The organism is Chryseobacterium sp. UF-290, from assembly GCF_058245615.1.
The window spans coordinates 110620-134215 of the sequence record NZ_JBSICB010000009.1 but is presented as its reverse complement, the minus strand read 5'-3'; the positions used below and the strand labels follow the sequence as shown (position 1 = coordinate 134215).

Genomic DNA, 23596 nt, shown 5'->3' with positions numbered 1-23596 from the left:
GAAATATTATTCTAAAAATATTATCTTTATATAAAGAATCGATTGTATGGAGAAGACTGTATTTGAAAAAAGTGATATCAGAGACTTTGTAAAAACTACCATTGCAGAGAAAATTGAGAAGCTTAAAAACTTTATAGAATTTACTCTGGAGGCCAGCCGTGACATAAAAAAGACTCCAAAATATGACAGCATGAGGGAAGAGATGCAGGAAGAAATTTACCAGATGCAGCGACAGCTTGGCGCTTTGAATGACCTTAAAAGGAATATGGCAAAGGTCCTTAATACATCTACTGAACGGGTTCAGCTGGGGGCACTGGTTATTACCAATAAGGCCCGTTTTTATATTTCCGTTTCACTGGGAGAATTCTTTTTTGAGGGGGACCGGTTCTATGCCATCTCTCCTGAAAGTCCCATGGCCAAAAAAATGATGGGAATGAAATCCGGAGATGAGTTTACATTGAATAAGATTCATCAGAAGATTGTGGAGGTGCTGTAATTTATGGTAAGTAATTCCAAAGCTTATAAAAATCGTAAGCTTATGATCAGTACTTAACGTTTTAAATGAAACAGATTGGATTTCATGTTGTAAATTTGCAGGTATGAATAAAGCAGAAGTTTTAAAAGAGATCATAGAGCAAAGAAGAAGTATTTTCCCGAAAGATTATACAGACGCCGAAATTTCCCAGGAAATTATTGATGAAATTTTACATTCAGCGACTTTGGCTCCCAATCATAAACGTACCAAACCCTGGCGTTTCAAGATATTCAAAGGTGAAGAAAAGGCAAAGCTGGCTTCAGAAATGCAGGCTATCTACAAAGCGACTCAGCCTGAACAGCTTTTTCTGGAGAAAAAATACAATGATATAGGCTTTAAAATCAATAAAGCAGATGTTATTGTATCCATTGTTGTCAATTTCAGCGGAATGGTCCCTGAGTGGGAAGAGATCGCTGCCACTTCAATGGCGGTACAGAATATGTATCTTACGTGCACCGCAAACAATATCGGCTGCTACTGGAGCTCTCCTAAAATTGTAGATCATCTGAAAGAATCTCTGACAATTGAGGAAAACCAGAAGTGTTTAGGGCTTTTCTATATGGGGAATATTTAATTAATTCAATCTAACAATTTAACAGTTTAGCAATTTACCAAAGGCTTTTTTATCAGAAGGGCAAAAAGTACTGCTGTATATTGATTGGTAAATTCTTATATTTTTAAATTGTTAGATTGAAAATTTTATTTATCTTTGCACTCTTAAATATTTAACTGGGACGAGTTCCCATAAAATTCAAACATTATGTCAGTAAAAATCAGATTACAAAGACACGGTAAAAAAGGAAAACCTTTCTTCCACATCGTGGTTGCAGATTCTAGAGCTAGAAGAGATGGTAGATTCATCGAAAAACTAGGAACTTACAACCCAATTACTAACCCGGCAACTATCGAATTGAACGTTGATTCTGCTGTACAGTGGTTAAACAACGGTGCTCAGCCTACTGATACTGCCAGAGCTATCCTTTCTTACAAAGGTGCCCTTTACAAAAAACACTTACAAGGTGGTGTAGCTAAAGGTGCTTTTGACGAAGCTGAAGCTGAAAAAAGATTCAATGCTTGGGTAGAAGCTAAGGATGCGAAAGTACAAGGTAAAGTAGAAGGTTTATCAAAAGCACAGGCTGATGCTAAAAAAGCTGCTTTAGAAGCTGAAGCAAAAGTAAACGAAGCTAGAATCGCTGCTGCTGCTCAGGCTGAAGCTGATGCTAAAGCTGCTGAGGAAGCTGCAAACGCACCTGCTGAAGAAGTTGCTGAAGCTACAGAAGGAGAAGCTCCTGCTGCTGAAACTGAAGAAAACACTGAAGCTTAAGAACAACCCCTGTTATGCGTAAAGAAGATTGCTATTTTTTAGGTAAAATCACACGCAGACACGGACTTGCGGGAAACGTTATCCTTAAACTGGATACCGATCAGCCCGAACTTTACAATAAATTGGAATCAATATTCGTTGAAATCAACGGATTATTGGTTCCATTTTTTATTGAAAAATCATCATGGAGCAAATCAGACGCTCTGAATATCGCATTTAAAAATTCTTCTGAGGCTATGGTAGATCAGGTTTTGGGTAAAAGTGTTTACCTTCCGCTTGCTACTTTGCCTAAACTTTCCGGAAAACAATTCTACTATCACGAAATCATCGGATACAATATCTTTGATGAAAATGATAACGACTGTGGAGTTATCCGATCGGTAAACGATCAGACTGCTCAGAATTATTTCATTTTAGGATTTGAAGGAAGAGAAATCGTTATTCCTCTCATCAAAGACTGGATACTGGAAGTCAACAGAGAAGAACGATTCATTAAAATGCAGCTGCCGGAAGGCCTGATGGACGTATTCCTGGTTCCATCAAAAAAAGATGAATAATTTGCAATAAGCAATTTTGCCTCTTAGATCATCTTCTTCCTTACTTCTTCAATCTGTACATACATCTTATTAAAAAAGATTTTTCTTTCCCGGTTTCCGGATTCATTCAGCGATCTTGAATTTTTGATCTGATGCTCAAAGTAGCTGAGAGAATCTTCACAGGTCATTTTATCATTGGTCATCATATATCCGAACATGCTGAACGGAACGAAGAAAGAGCACTGCTGTCCGTTTTTGAATAAAATACTGTTATTCAGGATCACCAGATCATTGACGTAAATCTGAAAATTGTTTTTTTCCAATGTTTTATTTTCAAGCTCTTCCAACAGCTTTTTCAGATCTTCAAGGATCAGATCAGCGTCATGATTTTTTAGCAAGCCCATTTCATAATAAAATGAGATCTGCCTCAAGGCGCTCATAATGGTAGTATCATTCCATATTTCTGTAACATTTTGCTTGTCATACAGGTCTTTAAGCATCTCATTTTTTACAGAGTGGTATTCTAAATTAAACTCATGGAACGGACTCAAAAATTTATCCTGATTCAATAAGTTCATCCATACATAGAACTTGAAGCGGGAGAGGATTGAATCTGAAATGGTGTAGAAAAACGGAATGTCTTTCGCTGAATAAAATACCCTGGAATTGGTAATGTCCTGAAAGACGTTCAGAATCTTAAGTGAACTTTCAAAGTAATGTAAAAGATCTTCCGTTGTTTTTACGGGTTGCGTTCTTTTCACTACCAACTGATTTTCTGTTCCCAGAAACTGATCCAGAGAGATCTGGTAATATTTTGCGAGTTCCAGGGCCTCTTCAAAACTGAATTTGGCTTTCAGTGAAGTTCTTCTGTGAGCGGCATCATAGCTAATGTTTAGAATATTAGCGATCTCATCATTTAAAGATCTTTCGCCGATCTTTCTTCGGATTTCCTTCAGTAAAGCTTCCTGATGCATGATTTTGCGATTTTCACAAATGTAGTATTTTTTTTAATTTTTTTTCACATTCATCACTGGGCTTTCTGCTGATAATTTTGAAATGTAATTTTAAAATAATGAGTTATGAAAACACGAATCTTACTAACAGCAGTTCTTTTACTCAATAGCTTGCTGTATGCATCAGACAGTTTAAAAGCAGATTCTTTGAAGCCCAGGTTTATAGCGGCATCTCCCGCGAAGAATGTCAGAAATGTCAACGGAGTTTTGTTTAAATATTATGATGAAGAAGAGGATTTTACCCCCAAAAAAGTAAATGGATTAGGAATGGGCTTCAATTTTATAGGCGTTTTTCTTCCACCGCTTCTGCTTTTTAGCTTACCATCTGTAAAGGATTGGAATCTTGACCATAGCTATGAAATTATTTCCAGAGAAAAAATGAACAGGATCAATGGAATGCAGCTGTCATTGATCAATATGGAGCCCACAGTTACGAATGGTCTGGAGGTTAATATTTCAAGCAATATCAGTACGTACACTGTGACCAATGGAGTTTCCGTTTCACCGTTTTTTAATCTGCATCATGAAATAAAAGGAGCTTCCGTGGCACCGCTGGCCAATGTAGGACAAAAATGCAGGGGAGTACAGATCGGATTGTATAATAAGTGCAGCAATTTCAGAGGAATACAAATAGGAATGTGGAATGAGAATGAGAAGAGAAAACTCCCTTTGATCAACTGGAATTTTAAAAAACAGAAAAAATAGTGCTATGAAAAGAAAGTTTTTGATAGTTGTACTTACAACAATAGTATTGAGTTTGAATTCATGTGTTAGTTTCAGCAGAAAAATGATTCAGGATGATCTCTCGGAGATGAAAAAAGAAAATATGCAAATGATCGACGGTGAATATGAGTTTAAAGGGTATGAGCATATTAAGAATAACAATGAAAAATATGATGAAGCAGGAAATATAGGAAAAATGTTAAATGTGCAAGGTTCTATGATTAATGATTGTGATCGGTTTATTGTAAAATCTGCTCCATTAGGCAAAGCTAAAGCATATGAAGTACAATTTATATTTTTAAAAGATAGCACCGTTAAATATACTTTTAAATATAACGCTCAGTTGAAAAAAGGGTTACTTCTGCTTAATAATTTTACTTCGCACTGTGATAAGATTCCTTATTTGTTTGGAGGATGTCAGAACTTCCAGTCAAGAATAGGGGTAACGAAGGATCATAATTTATTGATTCAGGATTACTATGATAACAATGGAGCGTTCCTATTTTTCTTCTGGTCCGGATATACAATCAACTATGCGGAAAAATATAAAAGAATCCATTAGAAAGTAAAAGAATGTGTCATGAAAACAGATGTTATTCTTATTATTTTTTTTCTTCCTAAATGGCAGTATGATGGTCCAAGCTGTTTGTATGGAATATAAGGAAAGAAAAAACGATTTTCTTTAATTAAAATTGAAATAACTAAGCGGTATACTGCTTTAATTATGCGGGTTTTCTGATTTCGATATCAATTAAAACTGGGGTGTGTTATTGTATAATATGTTTACTATTAGTTTTTTATATTTTGTTAAATGAAAAATATACATCTATAAATTTATGAATCTATAGAACATTCATTTGCAGATGTCTTCTTCTTACTGCATCTTTGCTTCAAGGTAGAAACACAAAATTTATCATCTTGTTGTAGATGGACTATACTAAGATGAGGAAGTAAAACTAATGTTCAGCAAAAAAGAAAAATATGAAAGCAATTATTTAAAAAGTTAGGTATAAAATGTATTGATCATTAAAAATCATAATCTAGTAATGGAGAAAAAATTGAACCCATTAGAAAGGTCTGTAGAAATATTCATATGATGATTGAATAAGACAAAACTAATATTTGAAATTATCACTTAAAAACTAATAACTATTTTCATACATCAGAAATGATGAAACCTAAGAATAAGTAAATCTATTCTTTCTTAAAGTGATAAAAGCAATATGTTGAGTGCAGATCAAAACGGATTTTTCAAAATTCAGAAAAGTATATAGAGCCATAGAATTATACCTTAGAATGAAGATTAGGAGGATAGAATAAGAAGGTGATTTTCTGAAAAAGTACAATACTTAGATAAGTGATTTAAATGCAGTATAACAATCAGGTTATGCTGCATTTTTGTAATATTGTCAGTATTATTTTATGCGGAAGTTTTATTCATCAACGGATGAAAATGCCAGCGATTTATAATATCTAAATAAATAATCATATATTATCATTTCAAACAATCTTTGATTTGAAATAAAAATTCTGTTGATATTCATATGAAATATACTTTGAAATAAGTTCTCTAAAGATATATTCAACGATTGATTTTTATTGTGGTGGATGATATGCTGCAAAGCATGATCGGATTCTTCAATATAAGAAATAATCGTATTTCTTTCTTCTGAAAAATCTTCTGATTGCATAAAATCCGAAAATATTGGTTTAAAACCCCGGTATTTTTTATCTAATTGTGAATTAAGATGCTTATCAGCTCTGAATTCTTTTTTGAAATGAATATTGAAATCTTTAATCCAGGACAATTTTTCCTGTACAGAGAAATGAATTTTATTGAAGATTTGATCAATATAGAACATCGTGATCATAATTTTTTCTTCATCGTCATAGGAGAGGCACTCTAATGTAAATTCACTATTAATGCAAAATAATGTTTCTATATCCTCAATGGTATTTTGCCCATATCTTTCTATTTCTCTCTGATAAGAGTCTATTAAAATATTTGAGATTTCCCCACTGTCTACATACTGCTGTAATGCTTTGTTGGTTTTATCAAACACCTCATTGTTGTTGATTTCAAATCTTATCCTTAGGTGAGGGTTAGGATCATTGTACCGAATGAAAAACCATCTTGAAATAGACTGTTGTTGACGAAAATATTCTGTTAAAGGCTGTATCGTTTCTTCCAGAATAATATCAGCAGTTTTTACTCCTGTATAGATTTTTAGATATAGCCATTTATCTCCGGGAGCAAATTTTCTTTCAATCATGATTTTCTGGTCTTGTATTTTTGTCATTATACATTGAAAAAATAAACTGATGCATAAAATCATTATTTTCATTATAGAGAAATTCTTCAATGACTATTGTGTTCAGTTTTTTGATCGTATCGATAAAGATTTTTACCAGGTCGTAATTTTCAAGATTAATGGTAAGTTTATTATCAGATTGTACCCATTGTATCCATTGTGGGATTTGTCTTTTATTTCTCCAGCTTCTTATTTCTGATAATAGCTCTCCCTTATTTTCTGTTTCATAATATTTGAATATAGAAGATTGAGCCATCTCTTTTTCTGTAATTTTCCAGGATGCTTTTGAGAGGACTATATTTTTATATTCAACGCGTGGTAAAAATTGATATATTTTTTTCAGATCTCCCCAGTCAAAATAAAAATTTGATCTTATGTTTTGGGAATGCAGATCACATAAAAAATGATAGGCAGGTAAAGGGTTAGAGGAGTAATTGTGAGAGTTCGTTAAATAAGGCTTAACTTCTTTGTTGAGCTTTTTAGACCTTAAAATAATTTTATCATTTAGTAGAGAGATGTATAAATCCTCCAAAGGAATCTGATATTCTTCCGGTAAAACAGACTGTGCGAGAAAAGGGATTTCATATTGGCGTAGTGTAGGTCTTCTGATTACATTTCCTATTCTTGCTTCCGGTAAATGAATAACTTCTGCTAATACATAGTCTATATTGAGCTTTTCTTCTTTTTTTGTAATTTTTTTTGTTAAGTTTTGTACTTCCGACTTTTCTGAGCAAAATCTGGCTAGAAGATTGGCAGCGCTGCTTCCGAGTCCGCCATTAAAAAAAAGTTTTTCCTGATTATTTTCCGAAATAATCTCAGCTACAAAAGAGATAGTGTCAGGAAGATCACTCCAGTTTTCTTTAAAATCTTCAAGATCATCATGGCATAATTCTATTTTATGCGCATTGTCTAATAAAGCTTCCTGAATTTTTTTATTTAAAATCTGCTGAAACGGATTAAGTTCAATCTTGAGATTATTTTTTTCCTGAGCTAAAAAAGGTTCTATATCTTCAAGATAAGGATGTAATCCTTTGGCTGGAATATCTTGTCTGTAGCCAATTCCTATTTCGGTATCTAGAACATAAGCTAAAGAAACTTCTTGTTTTTCAAATCTTTTGTGGAAGGCATTCTTAAATCTTTCCAGATAAGAATCTTGTTGATATAAAGAGATTTTATTTAAAAAGCTGATTGCTTCTTTTAATTGTTTTTTCCAATATGATGCTAAAGAGAATCTATCTTTAAAATAGAGGTCGGTTTGAAACAGATATTTTTGATCGTATTGGGTGTTGAATGATTGGATGGACTTTTCAATTTCAGAATATAAAGAAAAGGAATTTCCAATTTTTTGATCTGCTTTATTCAGCTTATTTTTTATGGAAATTAGAGTGGCTACTTCATCAGTTGCTTCTATTCGGCTCAAAATATCGATGATATGATCCAAAAAGTCATGGCCTGAAACAACAGGTTCTAGCTCACTTACCAGAATCTGATGGTCTATAAGTTCCTCAACAAAGTCCTTTGCCTCATTTTCCGTGATTTCTTCATTGATCAGGATTTCTGAAATTTGCTTTATGGTCTTACCCGATTTTGAAAAGCACAATATACTCTGTAACTCTTCAGAAAGGTGAGCCGAAGAAATAATATAGTCCCTCTTTCCATTGGTGTATTCATATTCCACATACCGGATTCTGTTTCTGATTTTATAGATGCTGTTATTGGGGTAAAACAGCAAACGATTTCTTATTTTAGATGTTTTAACGAAATGCCCCGATAAACTAAACAGGAAATGCATATCCAGTTTAGTATCCCTAATAAGATTGTTGCTGATAAGTTCATCTTTTTTTAAGGAAGAATCTGAAGATCCAAATTTCCCTAGTCCAACTTCAGTAAATAAGCCAAAAGGAATTGAGCGGGTGCTCATCCTGCTATAGTATTTTAATAAGCTGTTTTTAAGTTTTTGATTTTTATGGGGTAACAATTCTTTTTCTGAGCTGAGCCATTTATTAAGTTCCCCATGGAGATAGGGTGAGGCCAGATAGATTGCTTCCTGAAAAATAGGATCAGAGTAGATTGTTTTTAATTCGGTATTTAAGATCTCATCCTTACCTGTTATTTCCTGAAAGTCTTTTCGTGAAAACAATGGAGTACGGAAAACATACTCATCAAAAAACTGATAAGGGAAACGAGACATCTATTTTGCTGGATTTTTTTTAGGTTGATAATCCGGATGACCTAGCTGCCAAAACATAAATGCGAAGATATCTGATAAATTAGAATATCTTTGAGCTACAGGAATATCACCACCATGACCTCCTTCATAATCAATGTTTAAAAGGATAGGATTTTTGGAGACATTGTCAGCTAATAACTTAGCTGCAAACTTAGTAGACTGCCACGGAGAAACTCTCGGATCATTCATTCCGGCGCAAACTAACGTAGCAGGGTATTTTTTACCTTTTTTAATATGCTGATAAGAATCCATTTCTAATAATCCCTTAAACTCTATTGAATCATTTGGATTGCCATATTCTTTGATACTGGTTGCCTGAATACCATTATTCTCAAATCGGGTTGTATTCAATACTCCCGATTCTATTACTGCTGCTTTAAATAATTCAGGTCTTTCCGTTATTGCCCTTCCTATGGCAATACCCCCAGCACTGGCTCCCCAGATAGCAATTTTTTCTGGTGAGGTAAACTTCCTGTCAATTAAATATTCAGCACTGGCAATCAAATCTTTCCAGGTATTAGGTTTTTTATTTTTTTTGCCGTCTATATGCCATTGAGCTCCTTTTTCTCCTCCTCCTCTTACATGTGGAACAGCGACGATACCTCCCTGGTTTACCCACAACAGATAGCTTTTTGCAAAGAAAGGTATTGCAGATTCTCCAAATGCACCATAACAGTCCATAAGTAATGGATTTTGTCCGTTTCTCTTACTGTTTTTATTGTAGATTAAAGAAAGTGGTACTTCTGTTCCATCATAGGACTTTATGGAAAGTTCTTCTACAATGATGTCTTTAAATTCAGGAAATTCTATAATTGGCAGAAGGTTTTCTTGTGTAAAGGTTCTGGTAGATAAATCATACTTAAATCGTTGCTCGTCATTTGCCCATCCTGAACAACTTATCCATACATCAGAGAAATCTTTTCCTTTTGATTGCAAATCTATACTCCCTGATACATATGGTAATTGGATTGGAATCTCTTTACCATTTCGATATAAATATAATTTGGCTTCTACCCCGTTTTTTGTGGTTACATAGTAAATACCATCTTTTGTAAGAGCATATTGATTGATGACCTCATCTTTTTTTTCAGGAACCAATACTTCAGGTTCCTTAAAGTTTCTATTGGTAAAATTGGTTTTACACAATTTGTAATTAGGAGAATTATATCCTGATAAAAAGTAAATATCATTTCCTGATACTCTTATTGTAAATGCCTTACTATCTTTATCATACAGCAACTTCCAATCCTTTTTGTGCTGTAACAGGTCCTTTTTTTCAATATAAAATGCCTTTCTGAACTTTTCTGCATCCACAAGGATTCCGATATAATACTGATCTTCCGGATTGAAAGTTAATATAGCAGGATATTCGGTTTTACTGATGTTTAAATCGGGATTGTTGGTGCTTGAAAATACATCATGCAGTACTTTAGGGTCTTCTCCTATCTTATAAAGGATAGCCTGCGTATTTTTTCTGAAATCCGGTGATTGTAAGTCAACAACCGGATAATAAACATAAAAAAAGCCATTATTGTCATCCAACCATTTAATACCACCAATATTGGCAGGGTTGGTATTGATAATAGTTTGCGGATAGATACTTTTTTTATCTACATTCATTATAATGACCTCCGACAGTTCTTTTCCTCCCTGAGTCAATGAAATAGCTACTTTGCTTCCATCCCAGCTTGGACTTACAAGGTTAATAACAAAGTCTTTTTTAGAAGCATCTGTCGTTTTTTGGGAGGAAGTAAAATTTGCCGGATCAAAAATCAGAATTTCCTTTCCAGCAAATCCATTTCTATAGTAGACTTTTGCCGTTTTCTCTCCGACATTTCTTTTCAAATAAAAATATTTATTATTTCCGGTTATTTTTAGGTCGGATAAAGTATAGCCTTCTCTTTTATCAAACTCTAACCTTTTATTTAAATAATAGTTTCTATTAGGTATTGCGTTTAATACAGAGGTGGTGAAATCAGATTGAGATTTCATCCAGCTTATTACTTTAGGGTCTTGTAGATTTTCTAAGTTTCTGTAATCATCAATTATTTTTATACCAAAATGATTATCTGTAACAGGAACTGGCTGAAATAAATTGTTGGATTGGGCACTTAAAAATACACTCGAAAAAATAGTAATAAATATTTTATATTGCATGTAAAGACTATTTAGTTTTAGGTCTTGGTTGACCTATTCCGTCATCAATGCCAAGACTTCCATCGTCACCATTTGCACAGCCATCCAGATTTTGTTTACCATGGCCACCATGTATTTTGTGAAGATTATGAATTTTTGCCATTTGTAACTTTTTCAAAGATAATTTTTTTTCAGGTAAATTTTTATTTTTCATTTTCGAAATAATTTAAATTAGTTCACAAAGAAAATAATATTATCTCGATTTTATGAGAAATGTATTGATGAATTCATGAATTTATTGATGGGGTTGTGTGTTTAATTCGCTTTTTATCAGTGTATTGTGTCTGAAATATTTTATTTTTATCTGTCTCGTATTTTTTTAGTAAATAAACAATATTTTTGTAAAAAATGTGGGGCAAATGTTGAAAATAAAATTGTTTCTCCTGTTTAGCATTATATGCAATCTCTTATATGCACAAACAAAGAATATTGAGAATATCGAAAAAGGTATTTCAAAAAATTATACTTATGAGGAATTGGAAAATGAATTCTATGATGGTAGAACAGGAGATGTTAACAGTAAAATAAGTATCGCAAAATACTATCTGAAAAAAGCTAAAGCTGAAAAAAATACTACTCAAATTGCGGAAGGGTATGTAATGTCGCATTATGATGAAACTTTTCCGAATGCATTAAAATATCTTGATAGCTTACAGGTTATCACAAAGAATTCCAAGGAAAATTATTATCCTGCCAGAACCTACTTATTAAGAGGGAACTTATATTTTAAGGCTGATAATTTGCAGGCAGCATTAAATAATTATGTGCTTGGTTTAAAATATGCAAAAGCAAAAGAAAATAAAAGACAGATTGCCATTGCAGAGATTAGTATTGCCTATTTAAATAATTTTATCGGAAAACATGCAGAAACAGCTAAAACCCTTAAATATTATTTGTACAATGTTGATTATCTTGATGAAGGTGAGCGTGAACATCTTAAATTAAATTTAGCAGATGCCTATATAGAAATTAATAATATGGATTCTGCCTATGCATTAATACAGGACGGTCTGATTTCTTCTAAAAAAAATAAAGATATTTACAGGTATCATCAAAATCTTGGGCTACTTGGATTTTATAATTTAAAGTTAAAAAAATATAATATTGCAGTAGAAGACCTGTTACAGTGTAAAAATTATTTTTTTGCAACGAAGGATCAAAGTAAGAGAAATCAAAATTATACGCTCTTAAATCTGGGAAAGGCTTATGCAGGGTTAGAGAATAAAGCTAAAGCAATAGAAAATTTTACTAAAATTGACTCTTTGGTTCTTAAAACAAATTATGTTTTTCCTGAACTTAGAGAAGTCTATACCTACCTCATTGATTATTATAAGGAGGCAAAAGATAAAGAGAAGCAATTATATTTTGTTGAGAGGTTTTTAAAGGTTGATCATATATTGGATTCTCAATTCAGATATATATCCAGGGAGCTACCAAGACGATATGACACGCCTAAACTACTTCAGGAAAAAGAGCTTATTACAGATGAGCTTAAAAAGAAAAGAACGTTCTTTTATATTGCTCTGGGTTTTCTGATAGTAGTTCTTTTGTTGTTTATCAATTTTTATTTTAAGTATAAAAATGCTGATAAAAAATACAGAAAAATTGCTCAGGATCTGATTCAGTCTGTGCATGAACATAAGCTTGAAAGTGAGACTGAGATAAAAAAAGAGGAATTACCGGATGATCTTTTACCACAAAATATAGCAATCACGGAAGAGAAAACCAGTAAGACTATTTCTGAAGATATTGCTCAGACCATATTAAAAGAGCTTGACACATTCGAACGTAAAGAGCAGTTTTTGACCAAAGGGATTACTTTGAGCAGTCTTGCAAAAAAACTAAAGACGAATTCTAAATATTTATCAGAGGTTATTAATACGTACAAAGAGAAAAATTTTGCTGCTTATCTCAATGATCTTCGCATTGATTATGCGATCAGCAGATTGGCAACAGATCGAAAATTTCGCTCATATAAAATACCTTTTATCGCAGAAGAGTTAGGGTATAATAATGAACAGGCATTTACTATGGCTTTCAAAAAAAGGACCGGAACCCCGCTTTCTATTTATCTTAAAGAAATTGAAAAATTAGCTAATTGATATTTTAATTAGCTGATTTTCATTTGTTTGTTTTTATGGATTCATGGATTTATAAATATAATTTCATGAATCTATAAAGTATTCGTTTGTATAGTCATTCACCTTGCTGCATCTTTGTTCCAGGTAAAAACACAAAATTTATGTTTTTGTATGTGTACAGTACAAAAAGTAAATATAAAAACTGCTGATCAGCAATCCCATGTCAGGGCTTATATGACAAGAGTATGTATTAAACTAATAAATTCAGAAATGACAAACAGATTAGAAAAGTTCAAAGGACATGAGTTAACTAAAAATCAATATGCTCAGGTTCATGGTTCAAGATCAAAAAGCGTTCAGATGCTTGATATGGGAGGACCAGTGTGTGCAGAAGTTACTACCATTGACAGAAATAATGGTACCATTGTTCAAAAAATTAGATACGTAGAAAGCAACGGAAATTAAAAAACATTAATTATGGAAAAATTAAAGCAAAATCAATTAAATTCACTGGCTATGTCTAAAGTAGTGGGAGCCAGATCTAAAACTGTAGTACAAGGCACTGCTGATGATGGTACTTGTCTTTCTATTACTTATATTGATAATAACGACGGTTCTCTTCGTAAGATAAAGGTACAAGAGTGCTAAAAAATAGCTGTTGAAATGAAAAAAATAATCTTATTTTTCTGTACCCTTAGTGTAGGGTTGCTGTATTCTCAAAAAGATACTTCTGATGATTTTACATGTTCTCCTTACTATGGGAATTTCAACAGCGCTAAACTAAAATATCATCAAGGATCAACAGACTTTGTACTTTTGGATTCTTTAATTCAGAAGGCGTTGTCAACAAACAGCAAACCATTGTCTGTTGATCTCTTTTTTTCATTGAAAGTGTATGCGAAAAATTGTAGAGAAGATCGTTTTGTAGCTGTTTCTGAAATGCTGCTGAAAAACGGATTGAATATTAATACTATTCTGAATGAAGTACCTTCCTGCATTAGTAAGAACGGGATCAAAGAAAGTCTGAAAAATATTGTTCCGTATAGTAAGGACAATGCCATCGCAAAGCTGCTTAATGAAATACACGATGAGGATAAAAAATCACAATCTTTACTGACAAGTAATAAGAAAAGGGAAGAGATTAATAATAAGAATTACACTAAGCTTATTGGCATTATTAATCAAGTAAAAAAATGGCCCGGAATTTCGGTAAGTGGTCAGGATCTAAATATATATCATGTGGATATATCTTATGATTTTACACAAGCATTGCTTCATTTTAATCAGACTCAAATTGAAACTTTAATGCCTTATTTAAAAGAGGCTATAAAGAATCAGGAGCTTAGTCCGTACCATTTTGCAAGAATTTATGATTATTATTATATCAAAAAAACGACAGATGAGTCATTAAAAGAGGCTCTTAAAAGAAACCCGAAAGAATTGTCAGGAAACTCGAAACAACAGTTACCGAGGATTATTTCCAAACAATTTTATGGAATTTATAAAAGTAATGACCGTAAAGAAATTTATCCAGCTGTTATTGATCCGGATAAACTGAAAGAAAGGCGGGAAAAAATATGTATGATTGGCGATGATTTAGAACTAGATTAAAATCATCTGCCGTAAAAAGCTAAACACAGATGGTTCTAATCTTTAATCCTGAAAACAATTTTACCAATTACAAACTTTTTGATTTATTTATAGCTCACCATATTTGTTTTGAAGTTATAGATCCCACAAAGATTTATTCTATTTCAATAGAACAGAATCACGAAAGTCCTACCGTTTTGATTATAAATGAAAAAAGGATTTTTTTAGATTCAATCAGTTGTATATTCTCTTCATCCTCCAACCTTAATTTATGCATGGACTTTGATGATTCTGATTTTAAAGAATTCAGCAAAGAAGAAGTGTTATTGTTCTTAAATTCAGAATGGCGCAAAATAAATGAATTTATCGCTTTTATATTACAAAAAATACCTCATTTATCTATTCCGTACGATAATGAGAATAAGCTGAAAACAAATGAAATAGCAAAAAATATAGGGTTTAGGATACCTGATTCAATTATTACAACTCATAAAAGTGATATTGAAAAATATTTCTCTGAGAGGGCTCAGAAAACCTTTGTAGCAAAACGTGTCAATGATTTTTTATCGGGGACGACTCAAAGGGGGGAATATTTTCAACATGAAAGTATTGTTCTGAACGATAAAAGTATGGATTACTTCCAGGAGGTTTTATTTCCTTCTACATCACAAGTACTTGTTAATTATATAATTGAGGTTCGCAGTGTGTATATTGATGGGGGGATCTTTTCCGTAGCCAAACACCTGAAAAGCTCTGATGTTGATATGCCGTTTGTTCTGGATACATCTATTCAATCAAAAATCATAGTACTTATGAGGGAATTGGGGCTTACGTTTGGTTCTATAGATCTGCTTATTGATGATTCCAATAACTATTATTTTTTAGAAATTAACCCTCATGGTCAATATGATATCATCGAGGTTCTAGGGGACTTTGATGTTTACAACAAAATATTTGAATTTATTTATGAAAGAGAAAAGTCTGCTCTTTGCAACAGTTAAAAAGTATCAAACTCCAAAAAATAATGAGGAAACAGAAAAAATACTCATTAAACAAAAAAAAATTACTGTGAAAAAATATGGAAACCAGTCTGTGCTTCCATTAAACTATCATAAAAATATCTCCCAAATAATAGATCTGTAATGAAATACTTTTTAAGAGCTGATGTAATACCCTGTAAAGGATTTACCAGAACAGCTTTAATTGATATCGTCAATTCCGAAGTTTCTTTTTTAGATAATAGCCATTATGATACTGTACACCAATTGTATAATATGGGGGTAGAGCTGATGGATGAAAATTTGTTATCCCTTTTACAAGCAGACAATTATGTAATAAAGGCGGAAAATATAGATCATTTTCCAAGAATTTCATTAAAAAAAACAGAATCTGTATTTTCAATAGACAATTGTATTATAGACTATAATAACCATTCTACATATAATGTTGTTCATATATTGCAGCAACTGGACGATCTTAACTGCAAATATGTCCAACTAAGATATTTCGATTATTCTGATGAAATTTATAAAGTAGTTGATTATTTGAATGAAACAAAAAGTTTCATTCAGAATATCGAAATTATCATTAAAAAGACTCATAACCATTTTCAGAAACTGGAAAAATTATTTCATGAAAACCTGAGAATAAATAAACTTATTCTTTTTAAAAGTGAGAATACAGGAGTGTTAAGTTTAAGTCAAGGGCGGATTTTCATTGAAGTTCAGGATGACATAGCTGATTGTAAATCCTGCGGAATAATATCAACAAACGGTTTTTTCATTAATAAGTATCATGTTAAAGAGGCAAATAATTTTAATACTTGCCTGGCAAAAAAAATAAGTATTGATGTGACAGGAAATATTAAGAATTGTCCTTCTATGCCAGAATCCTTTGGATGTATTGAAGATACCACCTTAAAACAAGCACTGGGTAAGGCTTCTTTTAAAAAATACTGGAATCTTACAAAAGATCAAGTAGCGATCTGTAAAGACTGTGAATTCAGATACATTTGTACAGACTGCAGAGCATATACAGAACGCAGCCATTTTAGTGATGAAGGACTGGATATCTCAAAACCATTAAAATGTGGATACAATCCCTATTCGGGGGAGTGGGAGGAATGGAGCCAAAATCCATTGAAACAAGGAGCTATTGAATATTACGGAATGCAGAGGCTGATAAAAATATGAAGCTTAGAAAAACTTTTCCCTTTTATCGTCAACCGGGAGCTAAAGACTGTGGACCTACCTGTCTTCGAATCATTTCAAAATTTTATGGCAAAAATATACCTTTACAAAAGATCCGTAATCTTTCAGAAACGAATCGTGAAGGAAGTTCTCTGCTGGGTTTAAGTGAAGCCTCAGAAAAGATAGGTTTTCGATCTATTGGAGTTCAGATAAATTTCAATATTCTGATCGAAGAAGCTCCATTGCCATGTATTGTCCACTGGGAGAATGAACATTTTGTAGTTGTTTATAAAATAGATAAAAAGACAGATCAGGTTTATATTTCAGATCCCAGCTATGGACTGATTAATTATACGAAGGAAGAATTTATCAAATCGTGGATTGGTGAAAATGCCAATGAAGAAACAAAAGAAGGAATTGCCCTTATCTTAGAAACGACACCCGAATTTTTTCAATCAGAATTTGATGAGAAAGAAAGCAAGGCCAGTTTTTCTTTCCTGTCCAGGTATTTATTAAAATACAGGTTGCTTGTGATACAGCTTGCATTAGGGCTCTTGGCAGGAAGTTTACTATCTTTGATTTTTCCTTTTCTTACTCAAAGCATTGTGGATGTAGGAATTCAAAATCAGGATATTCATTTTATCTATTTGGTCCTGCTTGCCCAGGTTATGCTTTTTATAGGAAAGATGGGGATAGAGATGATCCGGAGTTGGATTTTACTTCATCTTTCAGCACGAATTAATATTTCCATTATTTCTGATTTCTTTATCAAGCTCATGAAACTTCCTATCAGTTTTTTTGATACAAGAATGACCGGAGATATTATGCAGAGGATAGAAGACCATCACAGAATAGAACAGCTGCTGACGAATTCTTCGCTTAATACCTTGTTTTCTTTGGTTAATCTTGTAATTTTCAGTATCGTCCTTTTATTGTACGATTATCGTTTATTTCTTGTTTATATCATAGGTTCAGTTCTTTATATTGGATGGATTACCTTTTTTTTAAAGAAAAGAAAAGAGCTCGATTATAAACGATTTTCGCAGGTTTCTGAAGAGCAGAGCAAAGTGATCGAGCTTATCAATGGAATGCAGGAAATTAAAATGCATAATGCTGAAAAGCAAAAACGCTGGGATTGGGAATTCTTACAGATAAAATTATTTAAAATCCGGATAAAGTCTCTGTCACTGGAACAATGGCAATCTGTGGGAGGAAATTTTATTAATCAGATAAAGGATATTGTTGTAAGTTTTCTTTCTGCAAAACTGGTACTTAGCGGTAATCTGACTTTGGGAATGATGCTATCTGTACAGTATATTATTGGCCAGCTTAACGCACCATTGCTGCAACTGATCGACTTTATTAAACAAACTCAGGATGCTAAAATATCACTTGAACGATTAGGTGAAATCCATGATAAAGAGGATGAAGAGAAAAAAGATGAGGACTATATCTCCGAAATTCCCCAAAAAGATATTGAAATTCAGAATCTGTCATTTAGATATGTAGGATCTGACTCTTATATATTCGAAGATTTAAATCTATCAATCCCTTATCAGAAGACAACTGCGATTGTAGGAGCCAGCGGAAGTGGTAAAACTACACTCCTAAAGCTCTTAATGAAGTTTTATGATCCTAACGAAGGTGAAATTAAAATAGGGAATACCAATCTGAAAAATATTTCACCACGTGCGTGGAGAAATCATTGTGGTGTAGTAATGCAGGAAGGGTATGTATTTAATGATACGGTGGCCAATAATATTGCTGTGGGGGAAGATTATGTGGATAAAACCAAATTACGAAAAGCAGTAGAAATTGCTAATATTAAAGATTTTATTGAAAGTTTACCTTTAAGTTATAATACAAAAATAGGGAATGAAGGAATAGGAGTAAGCGGAGGGCAAAAACAGAGAATGTTTATTGCAAGAGCTGTATATAAATCTCCGGAAGTCATTTTATTTGATGAGGCAACATCTGCTCTTGATGCCAACAATGAAAAAGTAATCATGGAAAATCTGGAACAGTTCTTTAAAGGAAAAACGGCGATTGTCATTGCTCATAGATTATCTACGGTAAAACATGCGGACAAAATTGTTGTCCTGGATCATGGAGAAGTGGTGGAAGAGGGGAATCATGCACAATTAGTGGCCTTGAAAGGCGAATACTACCGACTTGTAAAAAATCAATTGGAACTTGGAAACTAAAAAAGATATATTAAATGATTTGGAACTCCGCTCTGAAAATGTTCAGGATGTTCTTTCGCAGCCACCACACTGGATGATCCGTTGGGGAAATACAGTTATATTTATTATCCTTCTGCTTATTTTAGCAATGAGTTATCTCATTAAGTATCCCGAATTTGTACCGGCACCTGTTATTGTAACATCTCAGAATCCGCCAGAAAAGCTGGAGGCCAGAGAAAATACCAAAATTGAAAAAATTTTTGTTAAAGATCATGAAAAGGTGCAAAAAGGACAAAAACTAATGGTTTTGCAATCCGCGGCTAACTATCAGGATGTTTTGAAATTACAGGAAATAATTAACTCTTATACTGATACTAGTATGAATTCTTTTCCTATAGATGAAACCTCTCATTTTAAATTGGGTGAATTGCAGGGGGATTATAATAGTTTCGCAAAAGCTCTTCAGGATGAAAAATTATTTATAAAATTACAACCGTATCAACCAGAGAATATTGCTGCTGATCAAAATATTGCAGAATATAGAAAAAGAATACATACCCTTAAACAGCAGAAAGGTCTTGAGCTTTCGAAGTATGAACTGGCTAAAAAAAGCTATGGACGATTTCAGGACTTATTTAATCAGGGAGTAATTTCAGCAATGGAACTTGAAAATGAAAAAATAAAGTTTTTACAGGCTCAACAGAATCTGCAAAATATTAATATTTCTTTATCCCAAACAGAAGAAGGAATCTCTAACTCTAATAAGACCAAAAGCGGAACATCCATCAATACAGAAAAAGATAAGATTAATTATTCTTCGCAAACATTGCAGTTATTTGAACAATTAAGAAAATCTTTACGAAAATGGGAGCAGAGTTATTTGATTACTTCATCTACGAGTGGGACTGTAAGCTTTCAGAAATTTTTTGGAGAAAATCAGTTTGTAAAAACCGGAGAAGCCATATTATCTGTTTTACCTGATGATAAACAGGCATTAGTGGGGAGAATGTCTATTCCTTCCGTTAATTCAGGGAAAGTAAATGTAAACCAAAAAGTATTGATTAAGCTTGATAACTATCGTTTTCAGGAATATGGCATTGTGGAAGGGAAAGTCCTTCATGTTTCTTTAATTCCAAATGCTGATGACAAAGGAAATTATTCTTATTATGTGGACGTTATCCTTCCTAAAGGATTGAAAACAACTTATAATAAAAATTTGCCTTTTGATAAGGAGCTAAGGGGGAACGCTGAAATTGTTACTCAGGATTTGAGATTGATTGAACGATTTTTTTATCAGATAAGAAAATTGCTAGGCTATCAAACTTAAATACGATATATAGAAAATAGCTTAAAACATTATTTTACTTATATTCAAACAAGCATAGAATATATGCTGTTATAGCTTTGCAGCTCAAAGACATATATTGAGAATAATGAGATTGCTTTAATTTGATTGTTTAAATACCAGATAAATGATTTTTTAAAGACGGCGTAACCATGAAGTTGCGCTGTTTTTTTGTAACTTTGCCAACATTAATTTTTATATAAAAAATTTATCATCAACAAATGAAAAAGCAAACGATCAAAGAAATCCTGAGGGATTACAAGAAAGTATTACATCATGACATTACAGTTTACGGATGGGTAAGAGCATTCCGTTCCAATCGCTTTATTGCGCTTAATGATGGTTCTACGATTAATAATTTGCAGATAGTTGTTGATTTCGAAAATTTTGACGAAGAGCTTATTAAAAATATCAGTACGGCTTCTTCTCTTAAAGTAGTAGGAGAAGTAGTGGAAAGTCAGGGGGCGGGACAGACTGTGGAGATTATTGCTAAAAAGATTGTTATTTTAGGAGATAACTTTACAGACGAACTTCAGAGCACGATTCTTCAGCCTAAGAAACACAGTCTGGAAAAACTTCGTGAGCAGGCTCACTTAAGATTCAGAACTAACTTGTTTGGTGCGGTTTTCAGAGTGCGTCATGCTGTCAGCTTTGCCGTTCACTCATTCTTCAACCAAAACCAGTTCTTTTATATCAATACACCAGTGATTACAGGGGCTGATGCAGAAGGAGCAGGAGAGATGTTCGGGGTAACGAATTTTGACCTGAACAATATACCGAGAACTGAAGAGGGTGAAATTGATTTTACACAGGATTTCTTCGGTAGAAAAACGAATCTTACCGTTTCCGGACAGCTTGAAGGAGAAACCGCGGCCATGGGATTGGGAAGAATTTATACTTTCGGGCCTACGTTCCGTGCAGAAAACTCTAATACGACAAGACACCTTGCCGAGTTCTGGATGATCGAGCCGGAAGTTGCTTTCAACAACCTTGAAGATAATATCGACCTTGCGGAAGATTTCTTAAAATATGTGATCCAGTATGTATTGGATCACTGTAAAGATGACCTTGACTTCCTGGACAAGCGTTTTGCAGAAGAGCAGAAAACTAAACCGGAAAAAGAAAGAGCCAAAGAAGGTCTTATTGAAAAGCTTCAGAATGTAGTAGCTAAGCGTTTCAAGCGTGTAAGCTATACAGAAGCGATCGAGATCTTGCTAAACTCAAAAGAGAATAAAAAAGGAAAATTTGCTTACCCTGTTGAAAAATGGGGAACCGACCTTCAGTCTGAGCACGAAAGATATTTGGTTGAAAAACATTTTGAAAGCCCGGTCGTATTATTTGACTATCCGAAAGAGATCAAAGCTTTCTATATGAAGCTGAACGATGACAACAAAACCGTTGCAGCGATGGATGTTCTTTTCCCGGGTATCGGTGAGATCATTGGTGGATCAGAAAGAGAAGCAAGATTAGATGTCCTGCAACAGAAAATGGCAGATATGCATGTAGACGAACACGAGCTTTGGTGGTATCTTGATACCAGAAAATTCGGTTCCGTACCACATGCGGGCTTTGGTTTAGGGTTGGAAAGACTTGTTCTTTTCGTAACGGGAATGACGAATATCAGAGACGTAATTCCTTTCCCAAGAACGCCGAAAAGCGCTGAATTCTAGAATAATAAAAAAAGCCTTAATCAGAAGTTAAGGCTTTTTTTATTTCTTAATAGTTTATTATGTTAAAAAGTATAAAGCAAAAATCATGCTAAATGTATTTTTTATCAAATAAATTTATTAAATTCGTAGAATATGTTATGTTAAAACGCAAATAAGAATATGCTTAAACAACACTTACAACTCAAATTAGGACAGAAGCTGGCCCCTCAGCAGATCCAGTTGATGAAGCTTATTCAGCTTCATACTCTTGAATTTGAAGAGGAGTTGGAGAGAGAGTTAGAAGAAAACCCTGCTTTGGAAATTGTCAAGGAGGATTCTAAGGAAGATGATTATTCTTCTTTGGAAGATGCTTATAAGGATGAGGGTACGGAAAGCATTGAAACAGATTTCGACGTCAATGAATATCTTTATGACGACGAACCAGGCTATAAAACCGCATCCAGCAATTACTCTCCGGATGATGAAGAATTTGATAATGAGAGCCTTTTAACGGAAGGCCAGTCTTTATATGATTATCTGTTGGAGCAGATCCATCTGGTGAATATCAATGATGAAGATCTGAAGATCGCAGAATACCTTATCGGAAACTTAGATACAGACGGATATTTAAGAAGGGAGATTAAATCTATTGTTGATGATCTCGCTTTCTCACAGGGAATCTATACTACCAAAGAAAAGGTTGAGGATATCCTTGAAAACTATGTTCAGAAGCTGGATCCGCCAGGAGTGGGAGCAAGAGGATTACAGGAATGTTTGCTGCTCCAGATCGAAAAGAAAGTAAGCTCTGATAAAGCTGTTTCTTTGGCTGCCAATATCCTGAGACATCAGTTTGATGCCCTGACCAATAAGCATTATAATAAGATCATTCAAAAATATGATATTGAAGAGGATGATCTGAAGGATGCTTTGGACGAGATCTCAAAACTTTCCCCTAAAGTAGGAGGTAATTTTGATACACAGACCATTACGATCAATCAGGAAATTATTCCGGACTTTGTGATCCAGGTGAAGGATGGCCAGGTAATTCCTATGCTCAACAGCAAAAACGCACCTACGTTAAGAGTTTCTGAAGAATACAAAGATATTTTGTCTACGTATTCCCATGATAAAAACTCATCAGAGCATAAGCAGGCCGCATTATTTATCAAGCAAAAACTGGATGCTGCAAAATGGTATATCGATGCGATCAATCAGCGTCAGAATACATTATTGCAGACCATTACAGCTATCGTTAAGTTTCAGAAGGATTACTTTATCACAGGAGATGAAAAATCTCTGAAACCAATGATCCTGAAAGATGTGGCAGATATTACCGGCTTTGATATTTCTACGATTTCAAGGGTAGTAAAAAGCAAATATGCCGACACACCCAATGGTATTGTATATCTTAAAGATCTGTTCTCAGACAGCTTAACTAATGATGACGGGGAAGAAGTTTCTACCAAAGAGATTAAAACCCATCTTCAGGAAGTGATCAGTAAAGAGAATAAAAGAAAACCACTGACAGATGATGCTCTGGTGGTGATCTTAAAAGAACAGGGATACAATATTGCCAGAAGAACGATCGCGAAATATCGTGAACAGCTCAATATTCCGGTAGCGAGATTAAGAAAAGAACTTTAAACCTATAGAAAAAGCATTTCAATTTGAAATGCTTTTTTGTTTTTTT

At 33.6% G+C, this 23596-nt stretch carries 21 protein-coding genes; 16 read left to right on the top strand and 5 right to left on the bottom strand.

Annotated features, from left to right (window positions below; translation table 11 throughout):
• The first annotated feature begins 46 nt into the window (after window positions 1-46).
• The 4 genes from AC4IF5_RS12485 (at window position 47) to rimM (ending at window position 2416) form a co-directional block, all read left to right on the top strand.
• The gene (locus AC4IF5_RS12485; protein WP_490734963.1) at window positions 47-496 is read left to right on the top strand and encodes a hypothetical protein; all 450 of its coding nucleotides are present in this window, start codon (window positions 47-49) and stop codon (window positions 494-496) included.
• A gap of 103 nt (window positions 497-599) precedes the next feature.
• Window positions 600-1109 (top strand): nitroreductase family protein, encoded by a 510-nt coding sequence (locus AC4IF5_RS12480; RefSeq protein WP_490734962.1) that lies wholly within the window; start codon window positions 600-602, stop codon window positions 1107-1109.
• Window positions 1110-1295: 186 nt separating this feature from the next.
• The gene (locus AC4IF5_RS12475; protein WP_490734960.1) at window positions 1296-1859 is read left to right on the top strand and encodes a 30S ribosomal protein S16; all 564 of its coding nucleotides are present in this window, start codon (window positions 1296-1298) and stop codon (window positions 1857-1859) included.
• Between the two features lie 14 nt (window positions 1860-1873).
• A complete protein-coding gene (gene rimM / locus AC4IF5_RS12470; protein ID WP_490734959.1) occupies window positions 1874-2416 on the top strand; it encodes a ribosome maturation factor RimM in 543 nt (180 codons plus the stop codon).
• A 23-nt stretch (window positions 2417-2439) separates the two neighbouring features.
• Here the strand turns inward: rimM and AC4IF5_RS12465 are convergent, their stop codons facing one another.
• Entirely contained in the window at window positions 2440-3369 is a 930-nt protein-coding gene (locus AC4IF5_RS12465; RefSeq protein WP_490734957.1) for a helix-turn-helix domain-containing protein, read from the bottom strand.
• A gap of 105 nt (window positions 3370-3474) precedes the next feature.
• On the opposite strand from AC4IF5_RS12465, the gene AC4IF5_RS12460 reads away from it, so the two are divergent.
• Together AC4IF5_RS12460 and AC4IF5_RS12455 are read left to right on the top strand one after the other, a co-directional pair.
• Complete coding sequence (locus tag AC4IF5_RS12460) at window positions 3475-4113, top strand: LA_2272 family surface repeat-containing protein (protein ID WP_490734955.1); 639 nt, start codon at window positions 3475-3477, stop codon at window positions 4111-4113.
• A 4-nt stretch (window positions 4114-4117) separates the two neighbouring features.
• A complete protein-coding gene (locus tag AC4IF5_RS12455) occupies window positions 4118-4693 on the top strand; it encodes a hypothetical protein (RefSeq protein ID WP_490734953.1) in 576 nt (191 codons plus the stop codon).
• A gap of 871 nt (window positions 4694-5564) precedes the next feature.
• Here AC4IF5_RS12455 and AC4IF5_RS12450 read toward each other — a convergent pair.
• From AC4IF5_RS12450 to AC4IF5_RS12435, 4 genes are read right to left on the bottom strand one after another with little or no spacing between them, the layout of a single operon-like run.
• Complete coding sequence (locus tag AC4IF5_RS12450; protein WP_490734952.1) at window positions 5565-6404, bottom strand: thiopeptide-type bacteriocin biosynthesis protein; 840 nt, start codon at window positions 6402-6404, stop codon at window positions 5565-5567.
• A complete protein-coding gene (locus AC4IF5_RS12445; RefSeq protein ID WP_490734950.1) occupies window positions 6397-8634 on the bottom strand; it encodes a lantibiotic dehydratase family protein in 2238 nt (745 codons plus the stop codon). The genes AC4IF5_RS12450 and AC4IF5_RS12445 overlap by 8 nt, the downstream gene beginning before the upstream one ends.
• Window positions 8635-10830, bottom strand: a complete 2196-nt coding sequence (locus AC4IF5_RS12440) for a prolyl oligopeptidase family serine peptidase (protein WP_490734948.1) — start codon at window positions 10828-10830, stop codon at window positions 8635-8637.
• A 7-nt stretch (window positions 10831-10837) separates the two neighbouring features.
• Window positions 10838-11023, bottom strand: coding sequence for a hypothetical protein (locus AC4IF5_RS12435; RefSeq protein ID WP_490734946.1), 186 nt, complete (start codon window positions 11021-11023; stop codon window positions 10838-10840).
• A 205-nt stretch (window positions 11024-11228) separates the two neighbouring features.
• On the opposite strand from AC4IF5_RS12435, the gene AC4IF5_RS12430 reads away from it, so the two are divergent.
• The 10 genes from AC4IF5_RS12430 to rpoN all read left to right on the top strand — a co-directional run bounded on the left by AC4IF5_RS12430 (window position 11229) and on the right by rpoN (window position 23550).
• On the top strand, window positions 11229-12971 hold the full coding sequence (locus AC4IF5_RS12430; protein WP_490734945.1) for a helix-turn-helix domain-containing protein: 1743 nt from the start codon (window positions 11229-11231) through the stop codon (window positions 12969-12971).
• 249 nt (window positions 12972-13220) lie between these two features.
• On the top strand, window positions 13221-13415 hold the full coding sequence (locus AC4IF5_RS12425) for a hypothetical protein (RefSeq protein ID WP_490734943.1): 195 nt from the start codon (window positions 13221-13223) through the stop codon (window positions 13413-13415).
• Between the two features lie 12 nt (window positions 13416-13427).
• Window positions 13428-13598 (top strand): hypothetical protein, encoded by a 171-nt coding sequence (locus AC4IF5_RS12420; RefSeq protein ID WP_157837402.1) that lies wholly within the window; start codon window positions 13428-13430, stop codon window positions 13596-13598.
• A 15-nt stretch (window positions 13599-13613) separates the two neighbouring features.
• Window positions 13614-14561 carry a hypothetical protein gene (locus AC4IF5_RS12415; protein WP_490734941.1) on the top strand — a complete coding sequence of 316 codons (948 nt, stop codon included), beginning with the start codon at window positions 13614-13616 and terminating at the stop codon, window positions 14559-14561.
• Between the two features lie 29 nt (window positions 14562-14590).
• Entirely contained in the window at window positions 14591-15541 is a 951-nt protein-coding gene (locus tag AC4IF5_RS12410; RefSeq protein ID WP_490734939.1) for an ATP-grasp domain-containing protein, read from the top strand.
• Window positions 15542-15682: 141 nt separating this feature from the next.
• A complete protein-coding gene (gene gwsS / locus AC4IF5_RS12405) occupies window positions 15683-16732 on the top strand; it encodes a grasp-with-spasm system SPASM domain peptide maturase (RefSeq protein ID WP_490734938.1) in 1050 nt (349 codons plus the stop codon).
• Window positions 16729-18933, top strand: coding sequence for a peptidase domain-containing ABC transporter (locus AC4IF5_RS12400; protein ID WP_490734936.1), 2205 nt, complete (start codon window positions 16729-16731; stop codon window positions 18931-18933). The genes gwsS and AC4IF5_RS12400 overlap by 4 nt, the downstream gene beginning before the upstream one ends.
• A 316-nt stretch (window positions 18934-19249) precedes the next feature.
• Window positions 19250-20239, top strand: a complete 990-nt coding sequence (locus AC4IF5_RS12395) for an HlyD family secretion protein (protein WP_490734934.1) — start codon at window positions 19250-19252, stop codon at window positions 20237-20239.
• A gap of 239 nt (window positions 20240-20478) precedes the next feature.
• Window positions 20479-21927: an asparagine--tRNA ligase gene (asnS, locus tag AC4IF5_RS12390; RefSeq protein WP_490734932.1), complete on the top strand. Its 1449-nt coding sequence runs from the start codon at window positions 20479-20481 to the stop codon at window positions 21925-21927.
• 159 nt (window positions 21928-22086) lie between these two features.
• Window positions 22087-23550, top strand: coding sequence for an RNA polymerase factor sigma-54 (rpoN, locus tag AC4IF5_RS12385; protein WP_490734930.1), 1464 nt, complete (start codon window positions 22087-22089; stop codon window positions 23548-23550).
• Window positions 23551-23596 lie beyond the last annotated feature (46 nt).